This is a genomic window from Pseudoalteromonas sp. T1lg75, assembly GCF_002964705.1.
GTDB lineage: Bacteria > Pseudomonadota > Gammaproteobacteria > Enterobacterales > Alteromonadaceae > Pseudoalteromonas.
Genome location: NZ_PQCD01000049.1, coordinates 275,298 through 295,282, shown reverse-complemented (window position 1 = coordinate 295,282; position 19,985 = coordinate 275,298). Strand labels below are relative to the sequence as shown.

Genomic DNA, 19,985 nt, shown 5'->3' with positions numbered 1-19,985 from the left:
TTAACTTGACCTAGTCGTGCATAGTCAGTACCGGATTGAAAACGAGGCAATATTTCAATGAGCAAAAAGCTGCATATTAAAACCTGGGGTTGTCAGATGAATGAATATGACTCCCAGAAAATGGCGGATCTTCTAGATGATACCAATGGTTATCAACTGACCGAAGAGGCCGAAGATGCGGATGTGATTTTGCTTAACACCTGCTCAATCCGTGAAAAAGCACAAGAGAAAGTATTCCACCAGTTAGGTCGCTGGAAGCCATTAAAAGATAAAAACCCAGACTTGGTAATTGGTGTGGGTGGCTGTGTGGCCTCGCAAGAAGGCGACACCATTCGTCAGCGTGCGCCTTTTGTTGATATCGTATTTGGCCCGCAAACCTTGCACCGCCTGCCGGAAATGATCAAGCAAGTACAAGACAAAGAAGGCTCGGTCGTCGATATTACCTTCCCGGAATCGAAAAGTTCGACCGTTTGCCAGAGCCTAAAGCAGAAGGCCCAAGTGCATTCGTTTCAATTATGGAAGGCTGCTCTAAGTATTGTACTTTCTGCGTGGTGCCTTACACCCGTGGTGAAGAAGTAAGCCGCCCTCTTGACGATGTTTTGCTAGAGGTGGCCCAGTTGGCCGAGCAAGGCGTGCGTGAAGTGAACTTACTAGGTCAAAACGTAAACGCCTACCGTGGTGCCACCCACGACGGCGAGATCTGTTATTTCTCAGACCTGCTGCGCTATGTTGCCGCCATCGATGGTATCGACCGTATTCGTTACACCACATCGCACCCGGTTGAATTCACTCCGGATATCATCGAAGCCTATGCCGATGTGCCTGAACTTGTAGATCACTTACACTTGCCGGTGCAAAGTGGCTCTGATCGTATCCTAAACCTGATGAAACGCGGCCATATGGCCATGGAATACAAGTCAACAATTCGTGCCCTGCGCAAGGTGCGCCCGAACATCAGCATGAGCTCTGACTTTATTATCGGCTTCCCAGGTGAAACCACCGAAGACTTTGAAGCTACCATGAAGCTGATCAACGACATCGGCTTCGATATGAGCTTCAGCTTTATCTACAGCGCCCGTCCGGGTACGCCGGCGGCCGATTTACCGGATGACGTAAGCGAAGATGAGAAAAAGCAGCGCCTGTACATACTCCAAGATCGCATTAACCAAATGGCACAGAAAATCAGCCGTGATATGTTTGGTACCGAGCAGCGTATTTTGGTTGAAGGTCCTTCGAAGAAGAACCCGATGGAACTGCGCGGCCGTACCGAGAATAACCGTGTGGTAAACTTTGAAGGTCCACACTCAGTGATCGGTCAATTCGTGGATGTACGTATTACCGAAGCGCTGCCAAACTCGCTGCGCGGTGAACTTATCCGTACCGAAGCAGATATGAACCTGCGTCGTGACGTGGCCCCAAGCGATATTCTCGCCAAGGCACCGAGCGAAGAGCAAGCCAATGAGATTGGCGTGGGTACCTTTACCCCTAATTAATAAGAATAATGCGCTGTGGCCTAGGCCACGGCGCCAATCAACAGGAAGCAACTTTGAGTAGCCAGCTGAAGAACATCGATATTTATTTAGAACCGTCAGACAATGCCCGCCTTTCTTCTTTATGCGGTCCTTTTGACGAGAACATAAAACACATCGAGCGTCGCCTGGGAGTTGAAATTGCGCACCGCGAAAACCTCTTTAAAATAACCGGCAAACCACATACCGCTAAGGCTGCGGGCGAGATCATCAAAAGCCTGTACCTTGAAACCGCGCCGGTCAAAGGCAAACAAAAAGAAATCGAGCCCGAGCATGTGCATCTGGCCATCATCGAAGCCGATGTGCTGGAGCAAGAAGCCCCCAGCGTATGGGGTAAAGAAGTCTTTATTAAAACCCGCCGAGGCGTGGTAAAGCCCCGTAACCCGAATCAAAGCCAATATGTGGCCAACATTCTCAACCATGACATTTGTTTTGGTATTGGTCCTGCCGGTACGGGTAAAACCTATCTTGCCGTTGCAGCCGCCGTTGATGCCCTGGAACGTCAGGAAATTCGCCGTATTTTGCTTACCCGCCCTGCGGTAGAAGCCGGTGAAAAACTGGGCTTTTTACCGGGTGATTTAACCCAGAAGATCGACCCCTATCTGCGCCCGCTTTACGATGCACTGTTTGAGATGCTGGGCTTTGAAAAGGTCGAACGCCTAATAGAGAAAAACGTCATTGAGGTTGCGCCACTTGCCTATATGCGTGGTCGTACCTTGAATGACGCCTTTATCATTCTCGATGAAAGCCAGAACACCACGGTGGAGCAAATGAAGATGTTCCTGACCCGGATTGGCTTTAACTCTAAGGCGGTGATCACAGGTGATATCACCCAGGTCGACTTACCTCGTGGCGCTCGCTCCGGCCTGCGTCATGCCATCGAAGTCCTGGGTGAGGTTGATGAAATAAGCATGAACTTCTTCCAATCCCATGATGTTGTTCGCCACCCCGTGGTCGCGCGCATCGTTGAGGCCTATGAGCATCACGAAGAGACAGAACGCGTTAAGCGCCAGCAAAAAGAGCAAGCCAAAAAAGAGTCTGACCAATGAGCACCACAGTCGATCTGCAAATAGCCTGTGAGTTTGATGACTTACCAAGCGAGGCCCAGTTTCAGCGCTGGGCGGCACTGGTACTAGATGAGCTTAAGCCCGACTCAGAGGTCACCATTCGCATTGCCGACGAACAGGAAAGCCAAAGCCTTAACCACAGCTACCGAGGTAAAGACAAGCCGACCAATGTCTTATCATTCGAGTTTGACGCCCCGGCAGGAATCGAATTACCCTTGGTGGGCGATTTGATTATTTGCCCGCAAGTGGTATATGGTGAAGCCCAGGAACAGCAGAAAGCGTTTCATGATCATTTTGCCCACATGGTGGTGCATGGCTGCTTGCATTTACTTGGCTATGACCATATAAATGAAGCAGATGCCGAGATTATGGAAGCGTTGGAAAAACGTTTGCTGGCCAGCATCAATATTAGCGACCCATACAGGGATGATGAGTGTTAATCCCAATAGTGAGCTAGGTCTCATTATCGGAATTAATTCAACTTGGAGCGCATAAAGCTAATGAGCGACGAAAACTCGCATAGTAGAGAGGGTTCTTCTGGAAAATCCTGGTTAGATCGTATCACCCAGATGTTTCAAGGAGAGCCCCAAAATAAGGAAGAGCTGGCAGAAGTGATCTCAGACGCACAAGAGCGCGATCTGATCGATCCGGAAACCAAGGAAATGATTGAAGGTGTTTTGGGTGTCTCTGAACTCAAAGTACGGGATATCATGATCCCCCGCTCACAGATGATCACCTTAGACGTCGACAAACCCTTGTTCGACCAACTACCGCAGATGATCGAGTCATCACACTCGCGCTTCCCTGTGGTGTGTGAGGATAAAGATCATATTGAAGGGATCCTGCTGGCGAAAGATTTGCTCCCCCTGCTGATGGATAAGGAAGCCGATCTACCCACCTTACGCGAAGTATTGCGCCCGGTTGTGGTTGTGCCCGAAAGTAAGCGTGTTGACACCTTGCTTAACGAGTTCCGCCAGCAACGCTACCATATGGCCATAGTGATTGACGAATATGGTGGTGTATCCGGTTTGGTAACCATTGAAGACATTTTGGAAATTATTGTCGGCGAAATCGAAGATGAGCACGATGATGAGGAAGAAAATCTGCAAATTAAGCAAATTTCCAAGCATGTATTTTCGGTGCAAGCCCTCACTCCTATCGATGAATTTAACGATAAATTCAACACCGATTTCGATACCAATGAAGCCGATACCATAGGCGGTATTGTTCTTCATGCCTTTGGCCATATGCCAGGGCGTGGCGAAATCATCGACATTGACCCTTTGCAGTTTAAGGTAACAAGCTCCGACAGTCGTCGTATTTTGCAGCTGCAAGTCACTCTGCCAAAATCGAACGATGGCGAAGATTCTGACGCGGCTTAAGGGCGCTGTTAGAGATAGTAAAACCTGGCTGGCCTTCTTGGCCGGCCTTGTTTTAACACTCGCCTACGCCCCCTTTTCGCTTTGGCCCATCGCCTTTATCAGCACCGCGGTCTTGAGCTGGTGCGGCTATCAACAGCCCCCCAAAAAAGCGGCTTGGTACGGCTTTGCCTTCGGTCTTGGCTGGTTTGGAGCCGGGGTTAGCTGGGTTCATGTTTCCATTGCCGAGTTTGGTGGCTTACCCATTATCGCATCCCTGGCCGTTATGGCCCTGCTGGTGTGTTATTTAGCCCTGTATCCGGCCCTGGCACTGGCAACTACCGCTTGGTGTTACCGCCGAAGCGGCAGCTGGTTTGCGCCGCTCATCATAAGCTTTGCGTTTGCGGAATGGCTGCGCGGCACCCTGTTGACCGGTTTCCCCTGGCTTTCCTTTGGCTATAGTCAAACCGACTCACCGCTTAACCTGCTAGCGCCCATAGTCGGCGAATTTGGCCTCGCTTGTGTCGTGTTGGCGCTGGGCTATGGCCTGTTTCGTTTAGTCTTGGACCGTGCCTGGCAACCCCTGGTTGGCACCAGTGCCTTGCTGGCCGCCATAGTGCTTAGCGCGCACTTTGCGCCGAGCAATCAATACGCGAACAAGCACCTGTCCGTGGCTTTAGTGCAGGGCAATATCAAACAAAGCATGCGCTGGGAGCCAGAAAACTTCTGGCCGACCATGCTGAAATATCAGGATATGACCCGCACTCACTGGCAGGCGGATCTGGTAGTTTGGCCCGAGGCGGCCGTACCCGAGCTGGAATCCCTGGCAGGCGATTTTCTCCGCTCTGTAGATAAGGCCGCGGTCTTCAACGACAGCGCCCTGATCACCGGCATAGTGGATTATCAGTATGACACACGAAAGGCCTACAACACGCTTGTGGTGGTGGGCAAGCAAGAGGCCGACAGCAGTGAAGGGCAATATAATTACCTGCACAGGAATCGCTATCGCAAGCACCAGTTATTGCCCATAGGCGAATTTGTGCCTTTTGAGGATTTACTGCGCCCCATTGCCCCCCTGTTTGACTTGCCCATGTCGAGCTTTAGTCGCGGAGAGCGAGTGCAAAATAACCTGTTGGCCAATGGCTATCATATTTTACCGGCCATCTGTTATGAAATCGCCTTTCCCGATTTAGTGCGCGCCAACTATCGCAGTGACTCGGATATACTCTTTACGGTCAGCAACGACGCCTGGTTTGGTAACTCCCATGGCCCCCATCAGCATATGCAAATATCACGCATGCGCGCATTGGAGCTAATGCGTCCCCTGGTTCGCGTTACCAACACCGGGGTGACCGGAGTTTATGATCCGCTGTCGCAAAAACAACAGAGCCTGCCTCAGTTTGTTGATGATGTCCTGCTCACCGATGTTCACCTTATTGCCGGTGACAGCTTTTATGCCCGCCACGGTACATGGCCGGTGTGGCTATTGCTGATTGGCTTTGCCCTCGTTAGCGTGGGTATCAGCTACCGACGTAAAAAAGGCGCTTAATAGCGCCTTTTCACTTTCTTGCTCTGCGTTACTTATCCAGATAATCAAACACCAGATTAGTTAAGGCCTTGACGCCCAGAGGCAAGCCCTGCTCATCAATATAGAAGTGTGGGGAATGGTTACTCGGCGCAGTTTTGGCGTTCTGATCGGCTGGGGTGATCCCTAAGAAAAAGAACATTCCCGGCGTTTCCAAGGCATAGTAGGAAAAGTCCTCGGCACCGGTGATCAAATCGGTGATAATGACATTATCCTTACCCGCCGCCTGCTCCAGGGTAGGCATCATCTGCGCCGTTAACTCGGGGTTATTGACCGTCACCGGATAACCATGGTCTATATGCACCTCGGCTTTGGCGCCCGCGGCTTGTGCAGTTAATTCGGCCGTATGTTTTAAGCGTTTTTTAATGTCGGCGCGCATATCCTGATCAAAGGTGCGAATGGTGCCGACCATCTCCACCTCATCGGGAATAATGTTATTGCGCACACCGCCTTTGATGGCCCCATAGGAAATAACCGAAGGCGCCTTGGTCACATCCACCTGACGCGAAGCTATGGTCTGGGTGGCCATAATGATTTGACTGGACGCTACGATTGGATCAACGCCATTCCACGGCCTTGAACCATGGGTCTGACGGCCACTGACCTTGATACTAAAGGCATCCGAGCTGGCCATTAACGGCCCCGAGCGTAAGCCTATCTGGCCGCTGTTAAGCGAAGACGTAACATGCAAGCCGAATACCGCTTCGGGTTTTTCAGCGAACAAGCCCTCTTTCAGCATCAGCTCGGCACCGCCCTCCTCGCCTTTGGGTGCCCCTTCTTCGGCGGGTTGAAATATCAATAGCACATCGCCGGCAAGTTGATCCTTTAAGGCCACCAACGACTGTGCCACCGCCATCAGAATGGCCACGTGAGCGTCATGGCCGCAGGCATGCATCACGCCAACGTCTTCACCACGATAGCTGGCCGTTTGCTTTGAGGCAAAGGGCAAGTCCACCTGCTCGGTCACCGGTAGAGCATCCATATCGGCGCGCAGGGCGATCAGAGGACCACTTTTGCCACCCTTGATTTTCGCTACCACCCCAGTATGGGCGACGCCCGTTTGCACCTCTAAGCCTAAGGCTTTTAGGTGCTCGGCCACATATTTGGCGGTTGCAAACTCGCGGTTACTAAGCTCTGGGTATTGATGTAAGTGACGACGCCACTCAATCAGCTTATTCCCCACCTCGGCATTGGCGGTATCGATTTGGGCCGCTAACGATGCACCATAGGTGTGAGCACTTAGGCCAGTGAGGGCGCTAAAAAGCAACGCCTGGCATAAAGGTTTACCTAGTTTCATATTTCATCCCCTGTTGATTGCATTAGGCTGCTGGCTCTGTGAACGGCACAGCTGTACTAAAAGTAGGCTATCAGGGGAGCAATCAAAAGCGCAATGCGACAAAAGGCAGGTATAAAAAACCACCGCAGAAGCGGTGGTTTCACGTTTCGTCAGGCACTCAGCCAAGGCGCAGCAGCTCAACCTCAAAAATCAACGGGCTGGCAGGCTCGATAATTCCCACGCGGCGGTCACCATAGGCCAAATGGGCAGGGATATATAGCGTCGCCTTATCGCCTACACGCATTTGTTGCAGGCCCAGCTGCCAGCCCTTGATCACCTGATTCAATTTAAAATCTATGGGCTGGTCACGCTTATAGGAGCTATCAAACTCACGGCCATCGATCAGGGTGCCACGATAGTGTACACAGACCTTGGATGTTGCTTCTGGCTGTGCTCCTTCATCGCTACGGCTCTGCCACAGGATTTGCACCCCACTTGGCAGCTCTTCCAGGCCATCCTGCTCTTTGTTTTTGGCAAAGAAATCGGCTTCCTTTTGCTTGTTAACCGCCGCGACCTTGCGATTACGCAGGTGCCCGCGTATGGTCAAAACCAGTAACACCAGGATGATCGCAGACAAAATAAGATTAAGCATCGTCTTCGTCCTCCCCACCGACGATGGCGGCAATTTCGCGCAGTCTGTTCATGGCCAGATCATGAATACTGCCTTTGGGATAGGTGCCCTCTTTAAGCTCGCCGCACTCCTTGCCCGTTAACAGGCTAAGTGCTTCATCGACATTGGCGACCGGATAAATATGGAAGCGGCCTTGCTCCACCGCATCGATCACATCTTGGTTCAGCACCAGGTTTAAGCAGTTCGATTTAGGGATAATCACCCCCTGATCACCACTTAAGCCACGCATCTGACACAGTTTAAAGAAACCTTCTATTTTTTCATTCACACCACCGATGGCCTGCACTTCACCGCGCTGGTTGATCGAGCCGGTCATGGCGATCCCTTGATCTATAGGCACCTGGGTAATACTGGAGACCAGGGCGCACAATTCCGCCAAGGATGCACTGTCACCGTCAATATAACCATAGCTTTGCTCGATAGCGATATTGGCACTGAGCGTCAGGCTAAAATCCTGGGCATACTTGCTGCCCAGGTAACCGGTCAGCAGCATCACCCCTTTGGAGTGAATCGCCTTACCCAGCTCGGCCTCGCGCTCGATATCGATAACGCCGTCGCTGCCGGCATAGACGGAGGCACTGATGCGCGCCGGGGTACCAAAAGAGGTGTCACCCACATGCAATACGGTTAGGCCGTTCACCATGCCGACGGCTTTGCCTTCGGTGGCAATGAGGATATGGCCTTCTCGAATATCACTAAGCATATGTTCACTCATTTGCCCGGTGCGGTATTCCTTACCGGCCAAGGCTTCGTGCACATGAGTGGCGTGGATCTGCTCGCTGCGATCTTGACGAGCGTAATAACTGGCTTCTGCGACCAGCTCCATTAAATCGGCAAAGCGTGCCGAAAGCTTTTGCTGATGCTCGGCCTGGCGATGGCTAAAACGCAACAAGAGTGCCATAGCGTCACAGTTGACCTCGGTTTTTAAGGTCTCGCGACAATACTCCTGCACCTTGGTAATAAACTGGTACTGGTATTTATCCGTACCCGGCAGGTAGAAGTCGAAATCGGCCAGCACCCGAAAATGCTCGGCAAACTCTTCATCATATTCGTTAAGTGTGTAGTAAAGCTCGCGAGAGCCGAGGAAAATAACCTTCACATCCAAAGGAATAAGCTGCGGGCGCAGGGTGAAGCTGCTGCCCACCGAGCTGTCCTGATAGGGTAAGTCGTTTTTGATCTGGTGAGTTTTTAATGACAGCTTTAAGCCATCCCATACCTGGGCATTGGCCATGACCTTCTCGGCATCCATAATCAGATAACCACCATTGGCGCGATGCAAGGCGCCGGGCTGAATACTGCGATAACTGGTGACCAGGGAGCCCTGCGAGGTGGAATACTCAATCTTACCGAAAAGGTTACCGAAGGTCGGATTGGGCTCATAAATGACCGGCGCGGCATCGTTTTCCTTGTAGGGTACCAGCAGGTTGGGGGCGAAGAACTCGGTGAGCATTTCCTTACGGTCATACTCTTCTTCGCTCTTGTCATTGCTCTGCTCTTCGTCAAGCCATTCCAGCACGGTATCAACCAGCTCCGAGCGCAGGTCTTTTAAATAGCGTAATACGCCGATATGGGTGGCATATTTGTGCTCCAACTCGCGCAACAAGGGCTTAATGGCCGCCTCAGCGGTGGCCTTTTTCAGCTTACGCAGCGCTTCGCTGGACTCACGCTTCCATTTCGGCAACTCAATGAGGGCATCGATCAAGGCGTCTTCAAGCTCGGTAATGGCGTTGATAAAACGCTCCTGAGTGTGCTCGTCGAGAGCGCTAAATTGCTCATCGCTTAAACGCTGATTGTTCACTATGGGCACAAAGCCGACGTTGTTTTGATCTTCTATCAACTCAACGCTGTGCTCATTGGCCAGCTCTTCGACATGGGCCAGCGCATCTTCGTATTTGTCTTCAAATTCACGGTCGATGGACTTTTTCTTGCGCTGATAACCGGGGTTATCGAAAGCGGCTGGAAAGGTGTCGAGTATTTCTTCAAGCACGGCATCGATATCGTCCACCAGGACTTGCCCTTCGCCTGGATTCATCAACAAGGCGATGGGTTCGCGGTGATCCTGGTAGTTGTTTACATACAACCACTCTCTGGGCGTTTCTCTGTCCTTGGCGTACTGCTGTAGCTTGTGTTGCACCAGGGTATAACGGCCCAGTGCAGGCTCGCCCATCACATAGGCATTGTAGCCTGGCAATTGCATGCCCAAAGCAAAATCAAGGGCGCTGTCGGCTCGCTTTTGGCCGATAAAAGGCAGCTCTTCTGGGTATGGATGAGTGAGGCAAGTACGAATATGATTTTCGGAAATTTGCGGCGCAAGAGCGCAAGCACTTAAGGTGCTAACAACGCCTGATGTCTTATGTTTCATACAACACGTCTTTTGCTGGGCCCACTGCCGGGCCCTTGTTATTTTTAACGCCGCTAAGACTGACTATGGCTGCAGCGCCTGACGATTAAAGTGAATACCACCACACTCGGTGCAGGGCAAAATTTCACTGGGGTGGTATACATCTACCTTCTGATGGCAATTTTGGCACACTAAGGTGCCCATGGCTATCCATTCTCCGCTATGATAAACCCCTTTATGTTTAAAGTCTTGGCTCAAGGCCTGCCACTCTAATTGCGACTTGTCTTCGATATGGGCCAACTCATACCAGAGGCTCTCTTTGAGCTCCTGCCAAGCCAGAGAATTATAATAGTTCTCGTGCTCGATAAAGTGGTCGATATCCCGGGCCAGGTAACGCTTATATTCTTCGTACTTATCCTTGCTTAAATCCTTAAGCGCCTGTTTAGACTCTAAAAAGGTGGCCACCATATCTTTGACTTCATGGTCGTTAACATCCTTTAGCCAATCGCTAAATTCGGATAACCATTGACGATAATCTGCCATATTGACTCCTTGCATAAATTTTACCCCTACTAGTTAACTATAGTCCGCCTGCACACAATTCAATAATGGCGACAAAAAAGCCTGTCCCTTGCTGTGATTAACCATAGATTTGGGGTATGCTATCGGGCAAATTTGTCATCATTTTGCAAGAAGTCTGGAAGAGTAGATGCAAGAGCAATATAACCCGCAGGAAATTGAAGCGAAAGCCCAGTCATACTGGGAAGAAAACAAGGTATTTAAGGTCACAGAAGACGACTCAAAAGAGAAGTTTTACTGTCTCTCCATGTTCCCCTACCCCAGTGGTCGACTGCACATGGGTCATGTGCGTAACTACACCATTGGTGACGTAGTTTCTCGCTTCCAGCGCCTGCAAGGTAAAAACGTCATGCAGCCTATGGGTTGGGATGCTTTTGGTCTACCCGCTGAAAACGCCGCGATTAAAAACAACACGGCGCCAGCTAACTGGACCTATCAAAATATCGATTACATGCGTAACCAGCTAAAACTACTTGGCTTCGGTTATGACTGGGACCGCGAAATCGCCACCTGTCACCCTGGATACTACAAGTGGGAACAGTGGTTCTTCACTAAGCTTTATGAAAAAGGCTTGGTATACAAGAAGATGTCAACGGTTAACTGGGACCCAGTGGACCAAACCGTACTTGCCAATGAGCAGGTTATCGACGGTAAAGGCTGGCGTTCAGGTGCCGTAGTTGAACAAAAAGAAATTCCGCAGTGGTTTATTAAAATCACCGATTATGCACAAGAGTTGCTGGATGACTTAGACAAGCTAGAGCACTGGCCTGAGCAAGTACGCACCATGCAGCGTAACTGGATTGGCCGCTCTGAAGGCGTGGATATCACCTTTAAACGTGCCGATGGCAAAGGTGAATTCAGCGTTTACACTACCCGTCCGGATACCTTTATGGGCGTGAGCTATGTGGCCGTGGCCGCAGCGCACCCGATTGCCCAGGAAGCAGCGGCAGTCAATGCCGAGGTAGCCGCCTTCGTTGAAGAATGCAAAAACACCAAGGTGGCCGAAGCCGATGTTGCCACCATGGAGAAAAAGGGTATTGCCACTGGTTTAACAGCTGTGCACCCGCTTACAGGCGAAGAAGTCCCTATTTGGATCGCCAACTTCGTATTGATGGATTACGGTTCAGGCGCGGTGATGGCCGTACCGGCACACGATCAGCGCGACTTTGAATTTGCAACGGCTTACGGGCTTGATATCAAACAGGTTATCGCAGCAAACGAAGGCGATGAGTGTGACCTTTCAAAAGCCGCCTACACGGAAAAAGGCACGCTGGTTAATTCAGGCGAATTTGACGGCCTTGATTTCGATGGCGCCTTTAATGCTATCGCCGACAAGCTCACCGAGCTTGGCGTGGGTGAGCGCAAGGTAAACTTCCGCCTGCGCGATTGGGGTGTGAGCCGTCAGCGTTACTGGGGTTCACCTATCCCTATGCTGAACAAAGAAGATGGTTCTGAGCTGGCTGCACCTGAGGACATGCTACCGGTACGTCTGCCTGAAGACGTGGTTATGGACGGTGTAACTTCGCCGATCAAATCCGATCCCGAATGGGCCAAAGCAACCATCAACGGCGAAACCGTATTCCACGAAACCGACACTTTCGACACCTTTATGGAGTCGTCTTGGTACTATGCCCGTTACTGTAGCCCACGCTACGATGAAGGCATGCTTGAGCCGGGTGCGGCAAACTACTGGCTACCGGTAAACCAGTATATCGGTGGTATTGAACACGCTATTTTGCACTTGTTGTATGCGCGCTTCTTCCACAAGCTATTACGTGACTTCGGCCTAGTTAACTCAGATGAGCCATTCGAGCGCCTGCTTTGCCAAGGCATGGTACTTGCTGAAACCTACTTCCGTAAGGATGAAAAAGGCGGCGATATCTGGATTTCACCTACTGACGTCGAAACCGAAAAAGACGACAAAGGTCGCATTATCAAGGCGTGGCACAAAGACGACGGCCAGCCGGTAGAAAGCGCCGGTATGAGTAAGATGTCGAAGTCGAAAAACAACGGTATCGACCCTCAACAAGTAATCGACCAATACGGTGCCGATACAGTACGCCTGTTTATGATGTTCACTGCGCCACCAGAGCAAACGCTTGAATGGTCAGATTCGGGCGTTGAAGGTGCACACCGCTTTATCAAGCGTGTTTACAAGTACGCTGTTGATGTGAAAAATGCCGGCTTTGTGGCGTTAGATGTTGCTTCACTGTCGAAAGAGCAAAAAGAATTGCGTCGTGAACTACACAAGGCCATTGCCAAGATCACCGATGATCTGGAACGTCGTCAAACCTTCAACACCGCCATTGCCGCCGTGATGGAGCTATCGAATAAGCTGATCAAGGCGCCACTTGAGAGCGAAGGCGACATAGCTGTTGCTAATGAAGCACTTGAAGCCATGTTGATCATGCTTGCACCTATCACCCCGCACCTTTCGCACCAGCTATGGCAAGACCTGGGCAAAGAAGGCGACGTTCTTGACGCAAGCTGGCCGATTGCCGATGAAGCGGCTATGGTTGAGAGTGAAAAACTGGTTGTTGTTCAGATCAATGGTAAGGTACGTGCGAAACTGACGCTTGCGGCGGATGCCGATCAAGAAGCGGTAGAACAAGCCGCCTTTGCCGATGCCAATGTGCAGAAATTCACCGAAGGCCTCACAGTGCGCAAAGTGATTTATATCAAAGGTAAAGTGCTTAACGTGGTGGCGAACTAAGATGTTCGCCCCATCGCGTTTGCTCAACTTGATGATGCTCGGCTGCTTAGTGCTTATGCTAAGCGGCTGCGGCTTTCATCTAAAACGAGCTTCAGACCTACCCGAGGATCTGATGACCCTGGAAGTCACGGCACAGGACCCTAATTCGGCCCTGTACGCCGAAGTCTTGCAGGAGCTTGAGCGCGGTAACGTTCAGGTAAATCAAAACCTCAGCGTCGACTCGCCGACGCTCACCCTCAAAGCAGACACACTCGATAGACGCGTACTGTCGCTGTTTAAAAACGGTCAGGTGGCAGAATATGAACTGATTTATTCGGTCTCCTATCGCCTTGAGCGCGCCAATGCCGAGCCGATTGAGCAATTCTTTGAGCTCTATCGCAATTATCAGGACGACCCAGATAATGCTTTGGCCAAGGCCAATGAGATGACCATTTTGCTTGGCGAACTGCGCAAGCAGGCCAGTCGTCGCATCGTACGTGAGCTGGCTCAACTCTAATGCGCGTTTACGCTAATCAACTGCCGCAACAGCTACAAAAAGGGTTAGCACCATTTTATATGGTCTTCGGTGAAGAACCCTTTCAGGTTAGTGAATGCGTGCAGCAAATTCGCCACAGTGCTAAGCAACAGGGCTTCGATGAAGTCATTAAGCTGAGCGCCGGAGCGCAATTCGATTGGCAAGAGCTAGACGGTCATTATCAAAGTATGTCGCTCTTTAGCGCCCGCACCCTAATTGAAGTGGATATGGCGGGGCAAAAGCCGGGGAAAACCGGAGCCGAGCACCTCAAAAGCTATGTGCAATCCCCTAACCCGGATTGCGTTATTGTCCTGCACGGCATGAAGGCCTCGCAGGAAATCCAGCGCAGCGCCTGGTTTAAGGCCCTAGATCAACAGGGCCTCTTTATTCCCTGCTACCCCTTGACCGGCAACCATCTGCGACGCTGGCTCGACGGCCATTGCCGCCGTCTGCAGTTAAATCTCGAAGGCGATGCCAAGCAGGTATTGCTCGACACCACAGAAGGCAACCTGCTGGCCTGCTATCAGGAGCTGGAAAAACTCTCCCTGCTCTATGGGCAGCGCGCCATTAATGGTCACACCCTGCTGGGAACCTTACTGAATCAAAATAAGTTCGATATCTTTGATTTAGCCAATGCCATCTTGCTGGGTGACAGCACTAAGGCCATCCAGGTATTAACCCGGTTGCAAAACGACAATACCGAACCCACTGCCATCGCTTGGGCCCTGACTAAGGAAGCGCAGCAATTACAAAAGCTGCTGAGCTTGCAACAAAGCGGGCAAGACTTTAACAGCGCCTGCAAACAGCTGGCCATTTGGAAAAACCAGCAAGGTATGTACAGCCAGGCCTTGCAACGCCTGCGCAGCGAACACCTCAGCGAATTGCTGGACTTACTGGCCGATTTCGATAGCGCCTACAAAAGTGGCAAGCTAGGCTCTCCCTATCCCATGTTGGCCCATATTAGCGTCAGCTTTTGCCGTTCACTGCCTTTTGCCGCACCTAGCTTTGTGGAGTAAGCATGTTGTTATTTGGCGGCACCTTTGATCCGGTGCATTTTGCCCATCTGAATATGGCCGAACAATGCCTAGAGCATTTTGGCGGCGACACCTTATTTTTTATGCCCAATCGGGTTCCTGCGCATAAACAGGCAAGCGGCATCGACAATGCCGATAAGCTGGCGATGCTGAAGCTCGCCACCGCCGCCGAGCCCCGCTTTGCCATAGATGAGCGCGAGTTACACCGCAGCGGCCCCTCTTATTCCTTGCTAAGCCTGCAGGAATTGCGCAGCGAGCTTGATGCCAGCGGTCGTCAGCAGGAGCCAATCCTGTTTTTATTGGGCATGGACTCATTTAACGGCTTTGATTCCTGGTATCAATGGCGCGATATTCTCGAGTTATGTCACTTGGTAGTGTATCAGCGCCCGGACGAGCGCCTCTCTCCCTCGCCTCAATTGCAGGCCTATTTAAACCAGCACCAATGCAACCAAGGGGCTGGACTGGAGTCTAAACAAGCGGGACTGGTGTACTTTTTAGCCGGGCCGCAACGGGCGGTATCCTCTACCTTGGTGCGCGAGCGCTTGCAGCGCGGAGAGCCATGTGAAGATTTAATACCCGCGGCGGTGAGTCAGTATATACGCGATAAGCACCTGTATATGGCCAGTTAAAAATGGTACTATCACCCGCTTAAATGAATTTGATTAAACAGAGAGTGTATTTTGCAAACCAACGAACTCCTTGACTTTGCATTAGACAAAATTGATGACATGAAAGCCCGCGACGTGATCACCTTAGACGTACGCGAGAGCTCAGACATTACCGACTACATGGTGGTGTGCTCTGGTAACTCCAAACGCCAGGTACAATCTATCGCTCACCATCTTGCCAAAGAAGCCAAAGACCACAACCTCGACGTGATCGGCCAAGAAGGTCAAGACGTTGGTGAGTGGGTCTTGGTTGACCTTGGCGATGTGATCGTCCATGTTATGCAAGACGAAACCCGTGACTTCTATCAGTTAGAAAAGCTCTGGGGTTAAGCGGTGAAAATCCAATTGGTCGCCGTGGGCACCAAGATGCCCGCTTGGGTTGAAGCGGGCTTTAGCGAATATCAGCGCCGCTTTCCTAAGGACATGGCTTTAGAGCTGGTAGAGATCCCCGCCGGTAAGCGCGGCAAGAATGCCGATATCAAACGCATCTTGCAGCAAGAAGGCGAACGTACCCTGGCCGCCATTCCCAAAGGCAATCGCATCGTCACTCTAGAAGTGACGGGAAAGGCCATGGACACCCATCAATTGGCCAAAGCCATGGAAAAGTGGCAACTTGATGGCCGTGATGTCAGTTTATTGATTGGTGGCCCGGAAGGTTTGGCGCCCGAATGTATCGCCCGCTCGGAACAAAAATGGTCATTATCGAATTTGACCTTGCCACACCCCTTGGTCCGCATTATTGTAGCTGAAAGCCTGTACCGAGGCTGGAGCTTAAACAACAACCACCCTTATCACCGAGAATAATAAGAACCCATGCTGCGCAAACGCACTCCGATCCGCGACCATTCTGCCGAGGCCAATTTGTTTGCGCGGCGGGCCTTTACCGCCTTTGTTTTTGTGTTGCTCCTGGTCGCGGTACTTATTTCAAATCTTTATAATTTACAGATAGTTGCTCACAAGAGCTATCAAACTCGCTCGAACGATAACCGCATTAAGGTGATCCCCATCGCGCCCAACCGCGGTCTTATTTATGATCGTAACGGCAATCTGTTGGCGGAAAACAAACCCGTCTATAACCTTGAGGTGATCCCCGAGGAAGTAGACGACCTTGACGCCGCACTCAGTGACATTGGCAAACTGATCGACATCAGTGAGCAACAAAAGGAAGAGTTTTTAGACGACATCCGTCATAACCGCCGCTTTAAGAGTCAGGTGCTTAAAAGTCGTCTGGATGAAAAGGAAGTGGCGCTGTTTTCCGTTAATCAGCATAAGTTCCCAGGCTTTAGTATAGAGGCCCGTCTGGCACGTTACTATCCCTATGGCGATACCCTGACTCATGCCTTGGGTTATGTGGCCAAGCTTAATAAAAAGGAGCTGGCTCAGCTTGAGGCAGAGGATCTGGCAACCAACTACCGGGCCACGCGGGATTTCGGTAAATTGGGCTTAGAAAAGTTTTATGAAACCGAATTGCATGGCGAAGTGGGCTCGCAATCGGTGGAGATCAATAACCGTGGCCGAGTGCTGCGCAGTCTGGAGGAGACCGCACCGGTGCCGGGTAAAGACCTGGTGCTTACTTTGGACATTGGCCTGCAGCAAATCGCACAATTAAGTTTAGAGGATAAACGCGGCGCGGTTATCGCCCTTGATGCCAAAACCGGTGGCATCCTTGCCCTGTATTCCAACCCCAGCTATGACCCCAACCTGTTTGTCCACGGCATCAGCTCAGCGGACTACAAGGCCTTGTTGAATCCAGACAGACCGCTTATCAACCGAACCACGCAAGGGCGTTACGCCCCGGCCTCGACCATCAAACCGCATATGGCGATTTTCGGCTTGGAAGAGGGTCTGGTTACCGAGCAAACCAAGATGTTCGACCCGGGTTTTTTCCAAATTCCCAATGTTGAACATAAATGGCGTGACTGGCGCCGCTGGGGACATGGCCACGTGGATGTGTACAAGGCCATTGAACAGTCCTGCGACACCTATTTTTACGATATCGCCTACCGCGCCGGCATCACTAAGATCAGTGATTTCATGGCTCAGTTTGGTTTTGGCGATCTCTCCGGCATAGATATCAAAGAAGAAACCACCGCCATTTTACCTTCGCGGGAGTGGAAAGAAGGACGTTTCCGCGAGCCCTGGTGGCGCGGCGACACCATTTCCGTGGGTATAGGTCAGGGCTATTGGACTGCAACGCCGATTCAAATCGCCAACTCCATCAATATCCTGGTTAATAAGGGCAAACACCATCCACCGCACCTGGTACAGCAGTTACGCCGTGATGAGGAAGTGGAAGACGTCAACAGTGATGAAAAGCCACCAGTAGTATTAAACAACCCAAGACATTGGCAAATCGCCCTAGATGCCATGCACAACACCGTGACCAAGGTCAGCGGTACCGCGCACAAGGCTTTTAAAGGAGCCACCTACGATCCGGCAGGTAAAACGGGGACGGCACAGGTGGTCAGCATTGCCCAGGGTGAACGCTACGAGGCCGATAAACTCAAAGAGCGTCATCGCGATAACGCCATTTATGTGGGTTTTGCCCCTTTTAACGACCCACAAATTGTAGTCACCATTATCGTTGAAAACACCGGTGGCGGCGCCTCGGTTGCGGCACCTATTGCCCGCCAGGTAATGGATTATTATTTCCTCGCTAACCCCATTAGCCAAGGTAAGAAGGAGCCGCAGTCATGACTCCGGTAACCAGCAAGGTGTCAATTTGGCAACGTGTGCATATTGACCTGCCACTCTTTTTAGCACTGCTGGCCATGATGATTGGCAGTCTGGCCATAGTTTACAGCGCCAGTGGCCAGGATACGGGTATGATGATGCGCCACAGTACGCGCATGGGTGGCGCCATTATTGCTATGTTGCTCTGTGCCCAGGTCTCGCCGAGCACCCTCAAACGAGTGGTGATCCCTGTGTATCTGGTGGGCACGTTAATGTTGGTTGCCGTGCTCTTTGTCGGGGTCAGCTCCAAAGGCGCGCAACGCTGGCTTAACATAGGCATTCGCTTTCAACCCTCGGAAATCATGAAGTTAGCCGTGCCCATGTGTGTTGCCTGGTATATAGGCCGCAACCATTTACCACCGAAATTAAGCAACCTCTTTATCGGCTTAGTGATTGTTATGGTGCCCACCTTGCTTATCAAGGAGCAACCGGATTTAGGGACCTCGATTCTGATCGCCAGCTCAGGCATCTTTGTGCTGTTTTTAGCCGGCGTCAGTTGGCGCCTGATCGGCTCATTAGCCGTATTGGTGGGTGCCGGTGCGCCACTGTTTTGGCACTACGGCATGCACGCCTATCAAAAACAGCGGGTGCTTACCTTCCTCAATCCGGAAAGCGACCCCTTAGGCTCCGGTTACCATATTATTCAATCGAAAATCGCCATCGGTTCCGGTGGCATTGAAGGCAAGGGCTGGTTGCAGGGTACGCAGTCACAGTTGGAGTTCTTACCCGAGCGCCACACCGACTTTATTTTCTCGGTGCTGAGCGAAGAATTTGGCCTGATTGGGGTGTTATTCCTGCTCGGTGTCTACCTCTTTATTATCGCTCGCGGTCTCTATATCGCTGTAAATGCTCAAGAAGCTTTCGGAAAGTTATTGGCCGGCGCCCTCACCCTGACCTTCTTCGTCTATGTCTTTGTGAATATCGGCATGGTATCTGGCTTATTGCCCGTGGTGGGTGTTCCCCTGCCATTGATCAGCTACGGGGGCACATCTATGGTGACACTGCTCGCAGGCTTTGGCATCATAATGAGTATCGCCACCGAAAAACGGATGTTAAATAAATAATGGCCTTGCGCGCGCTTTTTATCGTTTTAATCAGTCTTATTGTTACCGCCTGTAGTTCACCCAAAGGAACCCCAGGCAATGGCCAGGCGGGTCGCTACCAGATGGAGCATGATGCCGCGCCTCTGCGCCACCCCACCGATATGGAACTACAAGATGCGGTGGTGACCGATGAAGCAAAAAGTGCTGCGGCAAATCGTCCCTATCAGGTCAGAGGCAAGCAGTATGTGCCCATTTTTGATGAAACCGGCTTCACCCAAACTGGTATCGCCTCCTGGTACGGACGCAAGTTTCACGGCTATCACACTTCCAACGGCGAGGTGTACGATATGTTTGCCATGACCGCAGCCCATAAAACCCTGCCCTTACCCAGCTTTGTGCGCGTCACTAATGTCGACAACGGCCAAAGCGTGGTGGTGCGGGTTAACGATCGCGGCCCCTTCCACGCAGACCGCATCATAGATTTATCCTACGCTGCCGCGTATAAACTAGGTTATCATTTAAAGGGTACAGCCAAGGTTAAGCTCGAAGCCGTTACCCTAGCCGACGCTAAGCCTCGCACTAAATACATACAGGTTGCTGCCGGGTCAAAATTGGCAAATATTCAGGCGCTGGCACTACAGCTAGAGCAGGATTATCAGGTGCCGACCCATATAAAACAGCAAAAAGATGGAATTTTTCGCCTCCGCTTAGGTCCTATAAGCGACGAGCAACAGGCTAAAACGTTATTAGAGCAATTAAAAAGCAGTCGGTTTGCCCAAGCTTTCTTGCTTTATGACGACCAAGCCCTTTAAGATAACACCCTAATCGCATTTTCACCCAAAACAGATTAAACA

At 51.2% G+C, this 19,985-nt stretch carries 17 protein-coding genes and 1 pseudogene; 14 read left to right on the top strand and 4 right to left on the bottom strand.

The genetic code is table 11. From position 1 onward, the window contains the following. Window positions 1–57: 57 nt before the first annotated feature. From miaB to lnt, 5 genes and pseudogenes are all read left to right on the top strand, one after another. Window positions 58–1,493: pseudogene (gene miaB / locus C2M36_RS11560) on the top strand (tRNA (N6-isopentenyl adenosine(37)-C2)-methylthiotransferase MiaB). Between the two features lie 53 nt (window positions 1,494–1,546). Next, a complete protein-coding gene (locus C2M36_RS11555; protein WP_105255198.1) occupies window positions 1,547–2,578 on the top strand; it encodes a PhoH family protein in 1,032 nt (343 codons plus the stop codon). Continuing rightward, complete coding sequence (ybeY, locus tag C2M36_RS11550; RefSeq protein ID WP_105255032.1) at window positions 2,575–3,036, top strand: rRNA maturation RNase YbeY; 462 nt, start codon at window positions 2,575–2,577, stop codon at window positions 3,034–3,036. The genes C2M36_RS11555 and ybeY overlap by 4 nt, the downstream gene beginning before the upstream one ends. Before the next feature lie 60 nt (window positions 3,037–3,096). Next, on the top strand, window positions 3,097–3,978 hold the full coding sequence (gene corC / locus C2M36_RS11545) for a CNNM family magnesium/cobalt transport protein CorC (protein WP_105255031.1): 882 nt from the start codon (window positions 3,097–3,099) through the stop codon (window positions 3,976–3,978). Continuing rightward, window positions 3,953–5,503 (top strand): apolipoprotein N-acyltransferase, encoded by a 1,551-nt coding sequence (gene lnt, locus C2M36_RS11540; protein ID WP_105255030.1) that lies wholly within the window; start codon window positions 3,953–3,955, stop codon window positions 5,501–5,503. The genes corC and lnt overlap by 26 nt, the downstream gene beginning before the upstream one ends. Before the next feature lie 28 nt (window positions 5,504–5,531). Here lnt and C2M36_RS11535 read toward each other — a convergent pair whose 3' ends face one another. The 4 genes from C2M36_RS11535 to C2M36_RS11520 form a co-directional block, all read right to left on the bottom strand. Continuing rightward, entirely contained in the window at window positions 5,532–6,836 is a 1,305-nt protein-coding gene (locus C2M36_RS11535; RefSeq protein WP_105255029.1) for an amidohydrolase, read from the bottom strand. Window positions 6,837–6,993: 157 nt separating this feature from the next. Further along, window positions 6,994–7,467, bottom strand: coding sequence for an FKBP-type peptidyl-prolyl cis-trans isomerase (locus C2M36_RS11530; protein ID WP_105255028.1), 474 nt, complete (start codon window positions 7,465–7,467; stop codon window positions 6,994–6,996). Next, complete coding sequence (locus tag C2M36_RS11525) at window positions 7,460–9,868, bottom strand: Lon protease family protein (RefSeq protein WP_105255027.1); 2,409 nt, start codon at window positions 9,866–9,868, stop codon at window positions 7,460–7,462. The genes C2M36_RS11530 and C2M36_RS11525 overlap by 8 nt, the downstream gene beginning before the upstream one ends. 63 nt (window positions 9,869–9,931) lie before the next feature. Continuing rightward, a complete protein-coding gene (locus C2M36_RS11520; RefSeq protein WP_105255026.1) occupies window positions 9,932–10,390 on the bottom strand; it encodes a zinc ribbon-containing protein in 459 nt (152 codons plus the stop codon). 166 nt (window positions 10,391–10,556) lie between these two features. On the opposite strand from C2M36_RS11520, the gene leuS reads away from it, so the two are divergent. The 9 genes from leuS to C2M36_RS11475 are packed head-to-tail and all read left to right on the top strand — an operon-like array spanning window position 10,557 to window position 19,943. Beyond that, window positions 10,557–13,139, top strand: a complete 2,583-nt coding sequence (leuS, locus tag C2M36_RS11515) for a leucine--tRNA ligase (protein WP_105255025.1) — start codon at window positions 10,557–10,559, stop codon at window positions 13,137–13,139. Window position 13,140: 1 nt separating this feature from the next. Then, window positions 13,141–13,635 carry an LPS-assembly lipoprotein LptE gene (locus C2M36_RS11510; protein WP_105255024.1) on the top strand — a complete coding sequence of 165 codons (495 nt, stop codon included), beginning with the start codon at window positions 13,141–13,143 and terminating at the stop codon, window positions 13,633–13,635. Continuing rightward, window positions 13,635–14,669, top strand: a complete 1,035-nt coding sequence (gene holA / locus C2M36_RS11505) for a DNA polymerase III subunit delta (RefSeq protein WP_105255023.1) — start codon at window positions 13,635–13,637, stop codon at window positions 14,667–14,669. Before C2M36_RS11510 ends, holA begins: the two co-directional genes overlap by 1 nt. A gap of 2 nt (window positions 14,670–14,671) precedes the next feature. Then, the gene (gene nadD / locus C2M36_RS11500) at window positions 14,672–15,316 is read left to right on the top strand and encodes a nicotinate-nucleotide adenylyltransferase (RefSeq protein WP_105255022.1); all 645 of its coding nucleotides are present in this window, start codon (window positions 14,672–14,674) and stop codon (window positions 15,314–15,316) included. A 51-nt stretch (window positions 15,317–15,367) separates the two neighbouring features. Further along, the gene (gene rsfS, locus C2M36_RS11495) at window positions 15,368–15,685 is read left to right on the top strand and encodes a ribosome silencing factor (RefSeq protein ID WP_105255021.1); all 318 of its coding nucleotides are present in this window, start codon (window positions 15,368–15,370) and stop codon (window positions 15,683–15,685) included. Window positions 15,686–15,688: 3 nt separating this feature from the next. After that, window positions 15,689–16,159 carry a 23S rRNA (pseudouridine(1915)-N(3))-methyltransferase RlmH gene (rlmH, locus tag C2M36_RS11490; protein WP_105200671.1) on the top strand — a complete coding sequence of 157 codons (471 nt, stop codon included), beginning with the start codon at window positions 15,689–15,691 and terminating at the stop codon, window positions 16,157–16,159. Between the two features lie 9 nt (window positions 16,160–16,168). After that, window positions 16,169–18,052: a penicillin-binding protein 2 gene (mrdA, locus tag C2M36_RS11485; protein WP_105255020.1), complete on the top strand. Its 1,884-nt coding sequence runs from the start codon at window positions 16,169–16,171 to the stop codon at window positions 18,050–18,052. Beyond that, window positions 18,049–19,152, top strand: a complete 1,104-nt coding sequence (gene rodA, locus C2M36_RS11480) for a rod shape-determining protein RodA (protein WP_105255019.1) — start codon at window positions 18,049–18,051, stop codon at window positions 19,150–19,152. The genes mrdA and rodA overlap by 4 nt, the downstream gene beginning before the upstream one ends. Next, window positions 19,152–19,943 carry a septal ring lytic transglycosylase RlpA family protein gene (locus C2M36_RS11475; protein ID WP_105255018.1) on the top strand — a complete coding sequence of 264 codons (792 nt, stop codon included), beginning with the start codon at window positions 19,152–19,154 and terminating at the stop codon, window positions 19,941–19,943. The genes rodA and C2M36_RS11475 overlap by 1 nt, the downstream gene beginning before the upstream one ends. The last annotated feature ends 42 nt before the right edge of the window (window positions 19,944–19,985 follow it).